The sequence below is a fragment of the Rhodococcus sp. NPDC060090 genome (assembly GCF_042729855.1).
Taxonomy (GTDB): domain Bacteria; phylum Actinomycetota; class Actinomycetes; order Mycobacteriales; family Mycobacteriaceae; genus Rhodococcus.
This window is the reverse complement of the sequence record NZ_JBHWXB010000013.1, coordinates 149,211-165,209: the sequence shown is the minus strand read 5'-3', so window position 1 is coordinate 165,209 and position 15,999 is coordinate 149,211. Positions and strand designations below refer to the sequence as shown.

9 protein-coding genes are annotated in these 15,999 nt (G+C 66.7%); all 9 read right to left on the bottom strand.

Going from position 1 to position 15,999, the window contains the following annotated elements; all coding sequences use genetic code 11:
- Window position 1: 1 nt before the first annotated feature.
- Window positions 2-4,930, bottom strand: a complete 4,929-nt coding sequence (gene pks13, locus ACFWCF_RS18895; protein ID WP_378564550.1) for a polyketide synthase Pks13 — start codon at window positions 4,928-4,930, stop codon at window positions 2-4.
- 50 nt (window positions 4,931-4,980) lie between these two features.
- Window positions 4,981-6,870, bottom strand: a complete 1,890-nt coding sequence (gene fadD32, locus ACFWCF_RS18890; RefSeq protein ID WP_378564547.1) for a long-chain-fatty-acid--AMP ligase FadD32 — start codon at window positions 6,868-6,870, stop codon at window positions 4,981-4,983.
- Window positions 6,871-7,382: 512 nt separating this feature from the next.
- Window positions 7,383-8,339, bottom strand: coding sequence for a cutinase family protein (locus ACFWCF_RS18885; protein WP_378564437.1), 957 nt, complete (start codon window positions 8,337-8,339; stop codon window positions 7,383-7,385).
- 31 nt (window positions 8,340-8,370) lie between these two features.
- The gene (locus ACFWCF_RS18880; protein WP_378564434.1) at window positions 8,371-8,928 is read right to left on the bottom strand and encodes a DUF732 domain-containing protein; all 558 of its coding nucleotides are present in this window, start codon (window positions 8,926-8,928) and stop codon (window positions 8,371-8,373) included.
- 176 nt (window positions 8,929-9,104) lie between these two features.
- Window positions 9,105-11,024 (bottom strand): alpha/beta hydrolase-fold protein, encoded by a 1,920-nt coding sequence (locus ACFWCF_RS18875; RefSeq protein ID WP_378564431.1) that lies wholly within the window; start codon window positions 11,022-11,024, stop codon window positions 9,105-9,107.
- A gap of 246 nt (window positions 11,025-11,270) precedes the next feature.
- Complete coding sequence (locus ACFWCF_RS18870; protein WP_378564428.1) at window positions 11,271-12,281, bottom strand: alpha/beta hydrolase; 1,011 nt, start codon at window positions 12,279-12,281, stop codon at window positions 11,271-11,273.
- Window positions 12,282-12,625: 344 nt separating this feature from the next.
- On the bottom strand, window positions 12,626-14,596 hold the full coding sequence (gene zomB / locus ACFWCF_RS18865; RefSeq protein ID WP_378564425.1) for a flagellar motor control protein ZomB: 1,971 nt from the start codon (window positions 14,594-14,596) through the stop codon (window positions 12,626-12,628).
- A gap of 4 nt (window positions 14,597-14,600) precedes the next feature.
- A complete protein-coding gene (locus tag ACFWCF_RS18860) occupies window positions 14,601-15,506 on the bottom strand; it encodes a decaprenyl-phosphate phosphoribosyltransferase (RefSeq protein WP_378564422.1) in 906 nt (301 codons plus the stop codon).
- The gene (locus tag ACFWCF_RS18855; RefSeq protein WP_378564544.1) at window positions 15,503-15,994 is read right to left on the bottom strand and encodes a phosphatase PAP2 family protein; all 492 of its coding nucleotides are present in this window, start codon (window positions 15,992-15,994) and stop codon (window positions 15,503-15,505) included. The genes ACFWCF_RS18860 and ACFWCF_RS18855 overlap by 4 nt, the downstream gene beginning before the upstream one ends.
- Window positions 15,995-15,999 lie beyond the last annotated feature (5 nt).

Sequence of the window (15,999 nt, the reverse complement as noted above, 5' to 3'; positions counted from 1 at the left end):
CTCAGCTCCTCGAGGCTTCGATGTCGGCCAGCTTGCGGGTCAGGTCGGCCCCCACCTTTGAGATGTACGGCTCGTCGACGATCTGGATGTGATCGCCACCGACGTGGACGATCTCCAGATTCGCGACCACATCGCCCCACCCGCCGTCGGGCTGCCGGGTAGCGTACGCCGGCTCCAGGTCGATTGCGTCGTCCTGATACTTGTCGGCCATGTACAGCACCACATCGCCGTCGTACCGTTCGAGCTTCGCGGTCTGGATCGCCCGGTTGTCGAGCCACGACGTGCGCTGATGCTCGATGATGCCGCCGGGGATCTCTGCGCCGCTCATCTCGAGCAAGCTCAGGAGGATCTTGATCTGCTCTTCGTCGCTGCCTGCCTCTGCGAGCAGGTCGTACGGGAGCGGCGCCTCGATACCGTAGGTCTTCTTCGCGAAGGCCGAGTACCGCTGCCAGCGCTTGCGGATCTCCTCGGGAGTGTCCTCGACCTGCTCACCGGGCATGACCGTGTCGAGAAGACCGATGACCCGCACGTCCTTACCCTCGGCCCGCAGCAGACGACCGACCGCGTAGGCCAGCACCCCACCGAGCGACCAGCCGTACAGCACATACGGACCGTCGCCCTGGATCTCCTTGATCAGCGGCAGATAGACCTTGGCACGTTCGTCGATCGGGCCCTCGGTGCGCTCGAAGCCGTACATCGGAGTGTCGGCAGGCAGGCGGCGCAGCAGCGGCTCGTACGCGACGGTCGAGCCACCCGCGGGATGGAACACGAACACCGGCACCGCCGACGACCCCTCGGGACGGGACCGCAGCGCCCGAACTATTCCGTCGATCTTGTCGGACGACTCGAGATACTGCCGGACAGTCTCCGCGAGCTGTTCGATCGTGGACGCGCCGCGCACGTCGTCGACGGTGATCTCCCCGCCGGACCGCTCGGTGAGCCGTGCCGCGAGACGCTCGGCCGCGGCGGCGTCGAGGGTCGGCAGCGTGTTGAAGATGCCCTTGGCGGATCTACCGGTGATCACGGCCCACGACGCGAAAGTCAGGCGTTCAGCGGCGTCGCGCGGCGGAACATCCGGACCGGACGATTCTGTGCCGGATTCACTCAGGCCGGATTCTTCCGGAGCAGCAGCCTGCGCTTCCGCAGCCGCCGCAAGGACCTGCTCTGCCTCGCCGACCACCGTGGTGTCCTCGACCGGCGACAGCGACGCTTCCGTCCCAGCGCGCTCGGCTGTCTTCTCCGCGGCCTGCTGCTCGGCGAGCTGCGCGACCTCTTCGCGGTTCTCGACCGCGTAGTGCAGGTACTTCGCGACATCCTGCAGCGACGCGTCCTTGACCGCGGACAACTGCAGCTGCGGGATGTCGAATTCGTACTCGACGCGGTTCTTGATGCGCACCGCCATCAGCGAGTCGAGGCCCAGCTCCATGAGCGGGATCTCGGCGGGTAGATCCTCGGGTGCGTACCCCATGGATTCGGCGACGATCAGGGTCAGGCGAGCTTCGAGGGTCTGAGAGCCTTCGGGATCCCACTTGTCGCCGAAGGTTTCGACGACCTCGGACAGTTCCTCGACGTCGTCGGACGGACGAGCGCGAGTGGCGATCACCGGGGTGGGCAGCGGCTCACCGGAGGTGACGACACCCTCGTGCACGAGGGTGAAACCGCTCTCGGTGCGGGCGTGCACCTGCACCGAGGCACCGCCCGGGTGCGGGGTGAGGGTGGTGGTCACCGTGGCTGCGGCGGGCAGCTCGGCATGCCGGATGGATGCGGTGAGAGCGACATCGGCGAGGACCTGCGACGCGGCGGCGGTGACGAGCTCCGCGGGATCGGTGACCGCCGACGCCTGCACCTCCCACACGTGCCTGCCGTCGGGCAGCGCGACGTGCGCGCCGGGGACCCGGCCGTGGCCGCCGCTACCGCCGATGCGGGCGTCGACCCAGTACGGCTTGCGCAGGAATGCGGTGCGCGGAATGTCGGCGTAGTCGCCCTCCGGTAGCAGACTGCGCAGATCCACCTGGTGCCCGTGGACGTAGAGCTGTGCGAGCGCGGTGAGCACACCGAGCGACTCGTCTTCCTTACGCTTGAGCGTCTGGATGAACACGCCGTCCTGCACACCGGCGTCGAACGCGGTGGCAGCAACCGACATCAACGTCGCGGGATTGGCGTTGAGTTCGACGAACGTCGTGTACCCATCGGTGAGCGCCTTCCGGACCGCCTGGGTGAAGTACACGCTGTGCCGCATGCCCTTCGTCCAGTACTCGACCGGGTGGATGCCCTCGTGACCTGCGCGGTACAGCGTTTCCTGGTCGACGGACGAGTACACGTCCACCTTCAGTCGCTGCGGCTCCATGCCTGCGAGCTCGGCGGCGAGCTCACCCAGGATCGGATCGACCTGAGAGGTGTGGCTCGCACCCTTGGTCTGGAGGACGCGAGCGAACTTCTCCTCCGCCTCGGCGCGCGCGACGATGGCATTGACCTGCTCCTGCGGCCCACCGATCACGGTGTGGGTAGGCGCCGCGTACACGCACACCTCGAGCTGCGGGAAGTCGGGCAGGACCGAAGTGATCTCCTCGGAGGTGTATTCGACGAGCGCCATCAGGCGGATGTCGTCGCCCTCGAGCCCGCTCTCGGCCTCACCCATCAGACGCGACCGGGCGCAGATCACGCGCACGGCCTCCTCGAGAGACAGACCTCCCGAGATGTACGCGCCTGCGGCCTCCCCCATCGAATGGCCGACGATCGCTGCAGGCTCGGCACCGTGATGCCGCAGCAACGCGGCGAGTCCGACCTGAATGGTGAAGATACCGACCTGTGCGGTCTCGACGTTGTAGTCCTGCGCATCGTCGAGGAACTTCTCCTTCATGGAAAAGCCCGACTCGTCGAAGATGAACTCGTCGACCTCGTCGACCGCAGCGGCGAACACCGGGTTTTCCAGATACAGCTGCTTGGCCATCTTGCGGTGCTGCGCACCGAATCCGGAGAGCACCCACACCGGACCGTTCGGGGACGGGCTGTCGGCGGTGAAGACGTTCTGCGCGGGCTTGCCTGCCGCGACGGCACGCAGCCCGGCGATCGCGTCGGCGCGGTCGCTCGCGATGACGACGGCACGGGACCGACCGTGGTTGCGGCGCGACAGCGTGCGGGCCACATCGGCCAGCGCGGTAGTGCTGCCCACCTCGGTTTCGAGCCAGTCGGCAAGATCCGCCGCCGCACGGCGACGGCGTGACGGCATCGGTGCAGACACGGCGAGCACGACGGGCAACTGGCGTGCGGGCTCCGAAGGAGGAGCATGCTCGGCGGCCTCGGCACTGTCGGGCAGGACCTCGACCTCGGCCTCGGAGTCGCTCTGGCCTTCCGAGCCGGTGTACTCGTGCACGACGAGGTGCGCGTTGGTGCCGCCGAACCCGAAACCGGAGACGCCTGCGACAGCACGACCGGAGTAGCGCGGCCACTCGGCGCCTTCCGGGATCACCCGGAGATTGACCTTGTCGAACGGGATGTACGGATTGGGCGCGGTGTAGTTGAGCGTGGCAGGAAGCGTGTTCTCCTGCATCGCGAGAACGACCTTGATCAGGCCGGCGGCGCCTGCGGCAGCCTCGAGGTGCCCGAAATTAGTCTTCGCGGAACCGAGCAGCGCCGGCTTGTCTGCCTCGCGACCGCGACCGATGACACGGCCGAGGGCATCGGCCTCGATCGGGTCGCCGAGCACCGTGCCGGTGCCGTGCGCCTCGATGTAGTCGACACCCGACGGCAGGATCTGCGCGTCGCGGTAGGCGCGACGCAGCACGTCCGCCTGCGCGTCCGGGTTGGGCGCGACCAGGCCGTTGGAGCGTCCGTCCTGGTTGACGGCCGATCCGGCGATCACGGCGAGGATGTTGTCGCCGTCGCGTTCGGCGTCCTCGAGTCGCTTGAGGACGACGAGCCCGCCGCCCTCCGCCCGGACGATGCCGTTCGCGTCCGCCGAGAACGCCTTGATCTTGCCGTCGCCGGTGAGCATTCCGGTTTCGTCGAAACCGAGCGTCCCGGCGGGGGCGAGCAGCATGTTGATGCCACCGGCGATCGCGACGTTCGCTTCACCACCGCGCAGCGCACGTACCGCCTGGTGGACCGCGACGAGCGACGACGAGCACGCCGTGTCGATGCTGATCGACGGACCGCGGAAGTCGAAGAAGTACGAGACGCGGTTGGACACGATCGACGTGGACGTGCCGGTGATCGCGTATGGATCGGCCACCGACGCGTCGGACGCCGTGATGAGCATGTAGTCGTTCGCGGACGAGCCGATGAACACACCGACCGAGCCGCCCTTGAGGTCGCTCGCCGGGATGTGGGCGTGCTCGAGTGCCTCCCACGTCAGTTCAAGCGCGAGACGCTGCTGAGGGTCGACCATCTTGACCTCGCGCGGCGACATCGCGAAGAACTCGGCGTCGAAACCCTTGACGTCGTCGAGGTAGCCGCCGCGGGTGTTCGCGTTCGCGATGGCCTCGGAGACGAGCGGATCGCCGTCGTACTCCGACCAGCGGCCCTCGGGCAGATCCGTGATGCCGTCGCGCCCGGACGCGAGCAGATCCCACATCTCGGCCGGGGTGTGGACGTTCCCGGGAAGGCGCGTCGACATGCCGACGATCGCGACATCCTTGGAACCGAGGCCGCCACCGGCGACATAGAACGCGTCGTCGGTGCCTTCCGGCACCTCCGGTTCGCCCTCGATGATGCGAGTCGCCAGCGAGGCGATCGTCGGGTGCTGGTACGCGACCGTCGCCGTCAGCGTGACACCGAGGAGATCCTCGATGTCGCCGCTGAGTGCGACGGCGTCTCGCGACGCCAGCCCGAACTCCTCCATCGGACGGTCGTCCGAGATCTGGGAGACCGGCTGGCCGGTTGCGTCGGCAATCCAGTTCCGCAGCCATTCGCGCAGCTGCGCAACGGTCATTTCAGTGTCAGCCATCAACCCACCACGCTACCCGGACAGAGGACAATTTCTTACACGCTGTCGGGGAACGCCTGCTGCTGGTACCCACCACGCAGCGTTCCCTCGATGTAGGCGGCCTTGCAGGCCCGCCGCGCAATCTTCCCACTCGATGTACGAGGAATGGATCCGGCCGGTACGAGAAGCACATCGCGCGCGGTCACACCGTGTCGCGCGGAGATCGCGGCGCGCACGGCGTCGGCGATCGGCTGCGGGTCGGCCTTGCCTGCACCCGGAGCGCGCTCGGCGACGACCACGAGTTGTTCCGACGAGTCGTCGACGTCGAACTGCAGGCCCGATGCCGAGTTGTCGAACACGACCCTCGGCAGCTGGTTCGCCGGTACCGCGAACGCGGCGACGAAGCCCGGACGCAGCGCAGAGCTCGCTTCCTGGGCGGAGAACTCGAGGTCTTGCGGATAGTGATTGCGGCCGTCGACGATCACGAGGTCCTTGACGCGACCCGTGATGTACAGCTCGCCGTCTACGTAGACGCCGTAGTCGCCCGTGCGCAGCCAGTTGGCGTCCTCTGGGGTGCCCTCGGCCTGGCTTCCCTCGGCGACACGCTTCGTGATCTTGTTGTGGAAGGTCTCGGCCGTCTCGTCCTTGCGGCCCCAGTAACCGATTCCGATGTTGTCGCCGTGCAGCCAGATCTCACCGACTCGGCCTTCCGGGGCCTCCGCACCGGTCTCCGCGTCGACGATCGCGGCCCACTGGCTGCGTGCGACGTAGCCGCACGACACCTGTGGGATGGCGCCCGGCGCATCGCGGTCGACCAGCACGATCCGACCGGCGTTGAGCTCGTTCCGGTCCACGTAGAGGACCTTGGCTTCTTCGGAGTTCCTGGTCGACGACACGAACAGCGTGGCCTCGGCCATGCCGTAGGACGGCTTGATCGCGGTCTTCGGCAGCCCGTAGGGCGCGAACGCCTCGTTGAACTTGCGCATGGACGACGTCGTCACCGGCTCGCTGCCGTTGATCAGACCGATCACGTTGCTCAGGTCGAGCGTCTCGTCGCCCTTGGGCAGGCCGCGCGCGGCGGCATGCTCGAACGCGAAGTTCGGCGCTGCCGCGAAGGTGCCTGCTCCGTCGGAGACGGCGGCGAGTTCACGGATCCACCGGCCCGGTCGCTGCACGAAGGCACGGGGACTCATGATCGTGATGTATTTGCCACCGATCGCCGGGAGGATGACGGTGAGCAGGCCCATGTCATGGAACAGCGGCAACCAGGTGACGCCCCGCGAGTGCTCGTTGAGCTCCATCGAGTCGGCCATCTGGACCACGTTGGTGAGCACCGACCGGTGGGTGATCTCCACACCGGCGGGCACACGCGTCGAACCGGACGTGTACTGGAGGTAGGCAATGTCGTCGCTGGTGGCGACGGGACGCTTCCAGGAGTCGGCGACGGCGTCGGGGATCGCGTCGACGGCAATCACGCGGGGTCGTTGCGCAGCGGGGAGTGGCCGGAAGAACTGACGCACACCTGCGGCGGACGAGGTGGCCGTGAGGATCGCGCTGGGCGTGCAGTCGCCGAGGACGGCGTGCAGGCGATCCGTGTGACCCGGCTCGTCCGGGTCGAAGAGCGGAACCGCGATGGCACCCGCGTAGATCGCCGCGAAGAACGACACCACGTAGTCGAGGCCCTGGGGCGCAAGGATCGCAACACGGTCGCCGGGATTGGTGACCTGCTGCAATCGAGCAGCGATCGCACGGAGCCGCACGCCGAACTGTGCCCAGGTGAGCTCGTCCACATCGCCGTCACGGTTACGCGAGTAATCGATGTACCGGTAGGCCAGCTCGTCACCGTTGGAAGCAGTGTGCTGCTCGAGGTGATCGAGCAACGTACTGCCCTCCGGCAGTTTGATCTGCCCGCTCTCATCGATGAACTCTTCGAACCCGACGCTCAATTCCTTCTCCCTGTCGAAGCGATCCCACAACCACTCGACATGGTTGCGCTCCATTTTCGTTGTTCGCGCTACCGGATCGTGGTGCCTGCACGGCACTGACAGCCTCGGCAATCAACCCGCCAGTACTGTCCATCGATCCGAGATCACGAATATGTTACAGATCGGCTCAGCTCGCTCCCCCGCGAGCAGCGGTTCCTGTGGCACGAACCCTTCCGTCCGAGATGGGAAGCATCAAAGATACGACACCGGGACCGCCATCCGCGAAACACGGTCTCGTTCGGCGATCTGTGCACGTACCTCCGTGACGAGGATCATTCCGATCGGCCCGCCGTTCCCCCGAGGCTTCAGCCGCTCACGACACACATCCATCCCCTTCGGTCACTACGGTGGAACTGTCCCGCCGTCTCCCCCCGGCCCCGCCGACATCACTCACGGGCTGTCCCGTAGGCGGCAGTCGGTAGATTGTACCGGTTACGTGAGCACGGACACTACCGCCGAGTAACCGAAATTCGTCACTCTTCCGGAGGACGCGGCGCGGACTCGATCTTCTCGGCCGCCCACCCCGCGACCCACTGCGTCGCGGTCGTGCCCGATTCGTCCACTACGAACGTGTTGTAGAGGGCGTGGATCGGATTGTTGACGTACTCGAGAAGCCGCGGCGCAGCGGTCATCCAGTTGGTCGGGTTGAGCGCATCCGGCGGCGCATCGCAGATGCTGTCGGACGGTGCACAGATCTGGAACGTGCGATCGTCGAGCGTGCCGAATCCACCGGAACGTTCGCCGGTCATCGTGATGCCGGGAAGTCTGAGCCCGGCGAGCGAGAGTTCGGCCCCGACCCCGATGACGGGCGGGCCGATATCGATGCCCGTCACACCGTCGCGACGGCCGTCACTGATCAACGCGACACCGAAGACCCGATCCGCGGGGACCGGCCCGGTGCCCGCGCCGATCTGGGACGCGACGTCGCCTGCGATGACGGCGCCCTGGGAGAACCCGGTGAGGATGTACCCGGTCAGCGGGCACTCCGCCGACCGTCCCGCGAGGAACTCGGTCATCGCGGCGGTACCGGCGCTACGGCTGTTGTTGTACGACTGCTGGCCGTCCGGCGGGAGCGCGACCGGATTGGAGAACTGAGCGACGTACGGAACCGTGTAGACGTCCGCACGCTGCGGGTCGAACTGTTCCTGCAGCGGTCGCGTCACGTTCAACATCAGTGACGCCGGGTTGGCCGTCGGGTCGTACGGATCGTCTCCGACTGCAGACTCCCACGTGCCGGGCACCGCAACCACCTGGACGTCGGGGCACGACGCAGGCTGCGACTGCGGTTCGTCCGGCCCGGGGGGTGTGATGGGTCCGGGTACGTCCAAACGCCCCGCCAGCATGTACCAGAGCGCCAGCACCAGGACCAGAAGGAGCAGCGCCCCGAGTACCACGATCTTGCGTCCGCGACGCCGCTTCGTCCTGGCCATGAAGTGCTTCTCCCTCTACCTGCTGTACCGGTCAGCTGCAGTACGTGTCGTGAGCGACCGAGATGTAGGTGTCGGCGGTCGTGGATGCGTCCTCTTCGGTGATCTCCTCACCGGCGGCGACGGATCCGCTGCCCACAAGGGCGGTCACCATCGTCTTGATCTCGTCGGGAGCACCGCCCTGCGCTTCGGCGCCGCAGACGTAGTCCGCGATCGCAATCGAGCTCGCCTCGTCCGACGGCTCGACGCCCGCGTCGCGCAGCGCGGCGAGGAACGCCTCACCGCTCTCGCTGGGGGCCGGCTGCGAGCCCGGCGGCGGCGCGGTCGCTGCTTCGCCCGGGCTCGTCGGGGCAGCATCCGTGGTGGTGTCCTCGGTGCCGGACGCATCCGAGGTGGTGGTGTCGCCGGGCTCCGTCTCCTCCGAGGTGGTCGCCTCGGCGGAGGTCGTCGCGGAAGTGGTCGTCGTGACGTCGGGGGTGTTCGTGGCAGTCGAGTCGTCGCTACCGCACGCGGCCAGGACGGCCGCGGAGGTCAATGCTGCGGCGATCGCACCGAGGACGCGGGTCGAGCGCGAGCGGGTCCGTGCAGGCATCTTGGGTGTCCTCACATCCGGAAATCGAGTCGATCTGAGCTGAGCTCGGTCCAGGCTACAGAGCGCAAACGGTGCCGGCCGGAGCGCCTGCTCCGACCGGCACCGAGTGGGCTATGGGCTCAGCCGTTGTACAGAATCCGTCCGTAGTACGACATCACGGGTGAATCAGTACGGCATCACGGGTGAATCGTGGGGACATCACCGACGACGGTGACGGACCCGTGCTGGAACTTCTGCTCGATTCCGCCCTCGATCGGCGTCTCGTCGCCGATCGGGTAACCGAGCCTGCCGTTCTCTGCGTCCTCGGCCACCCAGGCCTCGAGCACACGGCCACGCACCGGCCACGCACCTGTCTGGTGTGTCCAGTAGACGGTGCCGTGCTCGAACTCGGTGAATCGCCCGTCGCCGGTGATCACATGCTCGCTCGAGGTCGGATAACCGAGTACTCCGGTCTCGTAACCGAGCTCGCCGTACTTGGCCAGAATCTTCCCCAGCACGCCGTTCGCGCCGGTCGCTTCCGTCCAGTACATCGCGCCGATCTCGAATGCCTGGACGGTGCCGCGCTGGTCGGGGGTGCCGACCTCGTCGAGCACCGGATATCCGAGCGGACCGGCTTCCCAGCCCTGCTCCTTCCATTCCTCGAAGATCGCGCCCTGCACTGTGCGTGCGCCGTGCTCAGGAGTCCAGTAGACGGCTCCGTGCTGGAAATGGTTGAAGCGGCCGCGGCCGTCCGCGGTTCCCCGCTCCTCGGTCGTCGGATAGCCGAGCCGGCCTGCGGGTCCACCGGCGCTCTGGTACTTGCCGCCGATCGCTCCCGCGACAGGCACCGCGGTGCCGCCGGACGAGAAGACCCGACCGTGGCGGAAGTCCTGCACGGAACCACCCGCGACGGCGTACTCGCGTGTCACGCAGTCGCCGAGCCACGGATTCGCGGCCGCGACCCCGCCGAACGCTCCGAGTGGAGCGCACTCGGGCTTCTGGATCTCGACGCCGAGGGTGTTGGCGAGTTGCGGCCACAGCTGATGCAGTTCGAACTCCCAGTACGGCCACGAATGCGTACCCGACGGCCGGTACACGATCTGCGCGGGGATACCGAGTTTGTTGACCTTCGTCGCGAACGCCTGCGAGGTCAGGCGGGACAGGATCTCGAGCCCCATACCCGCATAGTTGGTGCTCACGCCGGGAACCGTGGTCGGTTGGTCGTACGGACCGGTGCTGCCGCTACCGCTCGAGACGTACATGCTCACGCCGCGGAGTTTGTCGGCGAGGAGGTACGGATCGTGCGACTCCCAGCTCTCGCTGCCCGGCTCGCCCCACATCGCATCGACGTCGAAACCACCGGCGTCCTGCATCGCATAGCGGATGGCCTCGGGCATACCCAGGGTCGTGGTGGTGAGGATCCCCGACAGCGATCCCGCGAACTGGAAGAAACCCTGGTTGCGGGCCGCGAGGAACATCGCCGCAGTGCCACCCATCGACAGCCCGACCACACCGCGCTTGTCGGTGGTGCGCCAATCCTTCTCGAGGATGGTCGGGAGCTCCTTCGTCAGGAAGGTCTCCCATTTGTAGTTCTGCCCGTTGTTCTGGTCCACCCAGTCTGCGTAGAAACTCGACTGGCCTCCGACCGGAAGCACCACGTTGACGTTCTTGTCTGCGAAGAACTGCTCGGCGTCCGTCTCGAGCGTCCAGCCGTTCTCGTCGTCGCGAGCGCGCAGGCCGTCGAGCATGAACACCGAGGGGAACCGCGCCTCCGGTGTGAGGTTCCAATCCCGCGCGAGCAGCAGCTGAACCTGGATGGGTGTACCCATCGACGGCGAATCGATCCAGAGCGCGACCCGGCGATCGGTGAGCCAGTCGACCTGACGCACGGTCGCGCCGGACGAGTCCTGCGTCGCTGCCGGGCCGGATTCGGTGACCGACGGTTGTGCCGTCGCCACCGCGACGGTCGTCAATCCCGCTCCGACCGGCGCCACGAGCGCCGCAGCGACGAGTGCGAGCAGTCGTCGCTGCGTCCTCCCGCCCGGCCGTGGCGCTCGCCGTACGGCTTTCTCGTTCGGCCTCCCCCGATGGCCACCATGCACAGTTCGCATCGACATCGCTCACTTCCTGCATTGCGGTAATACAAAGTCGTCCGCCGAGCGGACTCGGTATCGCGGGGGCCGTCCCGTCGACCGGATCGACCACGCCCGAGTCCTGTTTCTACACGTCGAACGACGTGATGTGAGGGAGCCTCGCTGTGACAGGTGGGGAAATTGTTACCGAATGCACGAAGCCGCCCGGTTACTCCGTGAGGAGCAACCGGGCGGCGACGTCAGAACAGTGTGCTTGGCCAGGCAGTCAGATCAGTGCGCGTTGAGGGCGTCCAGGATCTGCGGGCGAGCCTTCCACAGCTCGTCCTCCCAGTACTTCCACGCGTGCGTTCCGCGGGCCGGGAAGTCGAAGGTGGCCGGAATACCCAGGGTCGCGAGCTTCACCTGGAAGGCGCGGGTCTGGACGAGGGACAGCGCCTCGAGGCCCATGGCGTTGGCCGTGTTGTAGAAGCCGACCAGGCCCTTCGGGTTGTCGTGCTCACCGGGCAGGCCACTGGCCGCCGAGATGTACATGGACAGGCCCTCGAGCTTCGGCGCGAACACGAACGGGTCGTTGCGCAGCCATGCCGGGTTCCACGGCGGGCCCCACATCGAGTCGACGTTGAAGCGGCCTGCGTCGAGCATCGCGATACGGATGGCCTCACGCATGCCGGGAGCCGACAGGTTCAGGTAGCCCGACAGCGACGACGCGAACTGGAACTGGTCGCGGTGGTACGCGGCCAGGGTCAGGGCAGCGGAACCGCCCATCGACAGACCCAGGATGCCGTTGTTGGTACGCGAGACACCGCGGGTCTCGAGGTAGGACGGGAGCTGCTCGGTCAGGAACGTCTCCCACTTGTAGGTGATGTCCTGGCCGTTGAAGTTGCTCGGCGAGTACCAGTCGGTGTAGAAGCTCGCCTGGCCACCGACGGGCATGATCAGGCTGAGGTTGTCGTTCGCGAACTGATCCAGCGCGTTGGTGTCGAAGGACCATGCGTTCGCGTCGTCGCGGGCACGCAGGCCGTCGAGCATGTAGAGAGCGGCGTCGCCACCGCGTGCGGCCCACTGGATCTGGACCTTGATCGGACCCATGTCGGATTCGACGAATACCTCTTCGAAACCTCCGGCGGGCGCACGGTGCGAGACCGGCGCGGCCTGAGCCGGCGCGGCGAGAGCCGCGGTCGTGCCGACAACACCTGCAGCAACAGGGAGTACCAGCGCTGCGGCGGCGGTGCCGAGCAGGCGCCTGCGAAGGCCCTGCGACAACCTAGGGGCAAAACGCATGAACAATGCTCACTTTCTCGATCTGCGGCGTCCGCGTCTGCGTCCCCCGACGGATTTCGGCGGCGGCAACCGGGTGAAGGTCGCCTTCAAGTCACACTGCGGTCAAGACTGTAAAGGACAGCGTGATCTCTGACAAACCCCGATTCCCAAGGTCTTGAGCTTGTCTTGACCACTTCGTCGCATCGCAGGGGCCCGAACGTTACATATCCGTTATCCGGCGTGATCTTAGCGAGACCTCGACGGGGGTCCCCTGCCGGGTCGCCTGAATCCCCCCGCAACGAAAATGTCGCATTCATCCAGGTCAACTGCATGAATGCGACATTCTTCCGAAAACCGTCAGGATCTTAACCTCGAGGGGCCGGCATTTCCAGACCGCAGCGCGCAATCTCATACTTCGGCACCCGCTCGATGCGGTACCCGGCGTACTCGAACGAATTCTGCAGATTCCGCTTGAACAGAGGCCACGTGAGTTCCGCACTCGACGACGCGAGCAGTTCCTGTGTTTCAGGACACGTCAACGCCACGTGCGCCATCGCAACCCAGTCCTCGTCGAGGTACGCGGGCATCCACGGGTGGACATCGACCATCCCGGAGTCCGCGACCACCCAGTCGGGGTAGAGGATCTTGTCGTGCCCGATCCGGCCGTCCTCTAGTCGCTCGGTATGTGCAGCGAGCGGATACGCCAGGCCCATCTGATCGACCACACGCACATCCAGGCCGACGTTCATGCTCGTCATCCCCAGATTCAGGAAGTAGACCGTGTGCCCGGCACCGCCTGGAGGAATCGGCAGAGGCGGAGGCACCACGTCCCACACGTCATACGAAGGGGACGACAGCAGCAGCCCACCGTCCGGAGTGTTCGCGATGGCCTCGACCATCGCGCGCATGCGCGGGTAGTCCAGATAGTCGGTCGCGAGGATCGGATGCTGATGACCGGTGTTGAGCACGTAGAACGCACGCTCGTCGACGATCCCCGATCGGCCCACCACCGCACCCTCGGGCATGCCCGTCGTGTTCGAGGCAAAGAACGCCCAGATCACCGTCCCGATCCACAGCAGCGCCATACCTCCCGCCATGCGGGTGGCCCTGTTGTTGCCGATCTCCGACCGCGCGGGCACCCGCAGCGGCACGACGGCGACCGGAAGCAGCAAGCAGAACAGCGGCGGCAACAGCACGCGACCGTGCATGAAGTCGCCGCCGACGCGCATCGAATAGAGCATCAGCAGCAGACCCGCGCCGAGCGCGAAGAAGACGACCGTCGTCGGGGTGCGCAGCGCCCGCTGCCCCCGCAGAGCCCACGCCCGAAGGTCGGCTCCCCTCTCGGATGACCCGGCACCGAGTGACACAGAGTCGGGCGACACAGCACCGTCGCGGGCCGGGGTCCGCGTGGTCCACAGCACCACCGCAGCGACGACCGCCAGAAACAGCACCGGCAACCACAGCAGGTACGGACTCACGAGATTGCCGAGATACTCGAACCCCTGGGACCACTTCGCTCCGCCCGCATCCTTGGACACAGCGGTGTTCGGGTACGGCAGACCGTAGTAACCCATCCGCCAGATCTGATACGCCACCGGCACCAGCCCTGCTACCGCGACCATCGCTACCCGCACCCGCCACGTCAGCCCCTGCGCGAGGAACAGCATGGCCAGCGCCCCGGCCGCCAGAATGGCGAGTTCGGGCCGTACGAGCGGACCGAGCCCCGCAACGAACGCGGTGACGAGGATCTGTGTAGTCCCCGGCAGGTTCTCCTGCTTCGAGTCGGGGGTCGCCCACCGCACGAGCAGCAGCCACAGCAGCGCGATCCAGCAGATCACCAAGCAGGTCTCGAGCCCGGACGTCGCGAAGTCGCGCGCGGGCGGCACGGCGATGTAGACCAGCACTCCCGCCGGCAGGAGCAGAACAGTGCCCGTGGTGCCCCGCAGGCGCCACCGGTACATCCGCGCGGCGGCGAGCATGGCCAGCACGATTGCGCCGGTCGACAACATCAGGGCGATCGTGAGCACCACGTATTCGAGGCGAATTCCGCTCAGCTCTCCCACCGCGTAGACGATGTACGTCCACAGGGTGGAAGTGTTGGCCTCGACCCGCTCGCCGATGTTGAACACCGGACCGTTGCCTGCCATCAGGTTGCGTACGGTGCGCAACACGATCAGACCGTCGTCGGCGATCCAGCGGCGTTCCCACGCCCCCAGGAACATCAGCAGTGCCGCAATCACGACACCGCCGGTGAACACCCCCGTCGCGAGGCGACCCGACCGGGCGGGCCGGTCGGTGACCGACCTGCCCACCGCGCTGTCATCGACGCCGTCCACGACGTCAGAAGAGGTAGACAGCACCGCCGACCACCACGATCCACACCACCGCAAGGAGCTGCAGCACCCGGTCGCCCAGAGCGATCTCCTCGGGCTCACCGGCATCGCCACCGTCGACATCCACCGCATACCGCAGGATCGCGACGACGAACGGAATCATCGAGATCGCGTACCAGTTGGAACCGGCGATCGTGTCCTGCTCGAACGCCCACAGGCCGTAACAGATCACGACGGCCGTGGCCGCGAGTGTCCATACGAACCGCAGATACGTCTCGGTGTAGTACTCGAGCGACTTGCGGATCTTCGCACCGGTCCGCGTCGCGAGCCGCAGCTCCGCGTACCGCTTACCGGCCGCCATGAACAACGACCCGAACGCCATGATCAGCAGGAACCACTGCGACAGCGGGATCCCGGCGGCCACACCGCCTGCGATCGCACGGATCAAGAAACCCGACGAGACGATGCAGATGTCGAGCACTGCCTGGTGCTTGAGGCCGAAACAGTATGCGAGCTGGATGACGATGTAGACGGCGATCACCACCGCCAGCTGCCAGTTCGCGAGGAACGACAGGACGATCGACGCTACGAGCAGGCCGACAGCCATGATGTACGCGAGCTGCAGTGACAACACCCCTGCCGCGATCGGCCGGAACCGCTTGGTCGGGTGTGCCCGGTCGGCCTCGACATCCAGCGCGTCGTTGACGAGGTAGATCCCGGACGCCGCCATGCAGAACACCACGAACGCGAGCGCAACCGGCAGCAGCACGGAGGATTCGGTGACGGACCCCGCCGCCATCGGCGCCGCGAGCACCAGCACGTTCTTGACCCACTGCCGTGGGCGCACTGCCTTGACGATGGCCGCCGGAAGGCTCTTCGGGGCCTCCGAAACGGCGGTCGGTTCCTCGCTCATCGCTCTCCAAACTTCTTCTCTGCCCGCGCCACCACAGCAGCGGACGCCGCCCCGAGCGCAGCACCGGCCAGGACATCCGTCGGATAGTGCACACCGAGAACGAGACGCGACAGCAGCATCGGCGGCACGAGCATCGCCGGAAAGGGTAGCCCGGTGGTGCGCGCCATCAGCACAGCCGCTGCCGTCGTGGACGTCGCATGCGACGACGGGAAACTCAGCCGACTCGGCGTCGACACGTTGACCTGCACGGACGGATGGTTCGGGCGACGACGGCGGACGACGCGCTTGATGACGATCGATGCGGCGTGCGCTCCGACCGCCCCGATGGCGACACCCGCCCACTGCGTGCGTCGTTTCGGATCCGCGAGAGCGCCCACTGCGCCGATCGCGATCCAGCCGAGGGCGTGCTCCCCGAAGTGCGACATGCCGCGCGCGACCGAGGTCGCTCCGGGCAGGGCGCCGACGGTGCCCTGCACTGCGTGCAGCATCCGCA

Excerpts from the sequence above, each read along its gene's own strand:
- pks13 (WP_378564550.1), bottom strand. The coding sequence starts at position 4,930 with ATGACCGTTGCGCAGCTGCGCGAATGGCTGCGGAACTGGATTGCCGAC.
- ACFWCF_RS18885 (WP_378564437.1), bottom strand. The coding sequence starts at position 8,339 with ATGGCCAGGACGAAGCGGCGTCGCGGACGCAAGATCGTGGTACTCGGG.
- ACFWCF_RS18880 (WP_378564434.1), bottom strand. The coding sequence starts at position 8,928 with ATGCCTGCACGGACCCGCTCGCGCTCGACCCGCGTCCTCGGTGCGATC.
- ACFWCF_RS18875 (WP_378564431.1), bottom strand. The coding sequence starts at position 11,024 with ATGTCGATGCGAACTGTGCATGGTGGCCATCGGGGGAGGCCGAACGAG.
- ACFWCF_RS18870 (WP_378564428.1), bottom strand. The coding sequence starts at position 12,281 with ATGCGTTTTGCCCCTAGGTTGTCGCAGGGCCTTCGCAGGCGCCTGCTC.
- ACFWCF_RS18860 (WP_378564422.1), bottom strand. The coding sequence starts at position 15,506 with ATGAGCGAGGAACCGACCGCCGTTTCGGAGGCCCCGAAGAGCCTTCCG.
- ACFWCF_RS18855 (WP_378564544.1), bottom strand. The coding sequence starts at position 15,994 with ATGCTGCACGCAGTGCAGGGCACCGTCGGCGCCCTGCCCGGAGCGACC.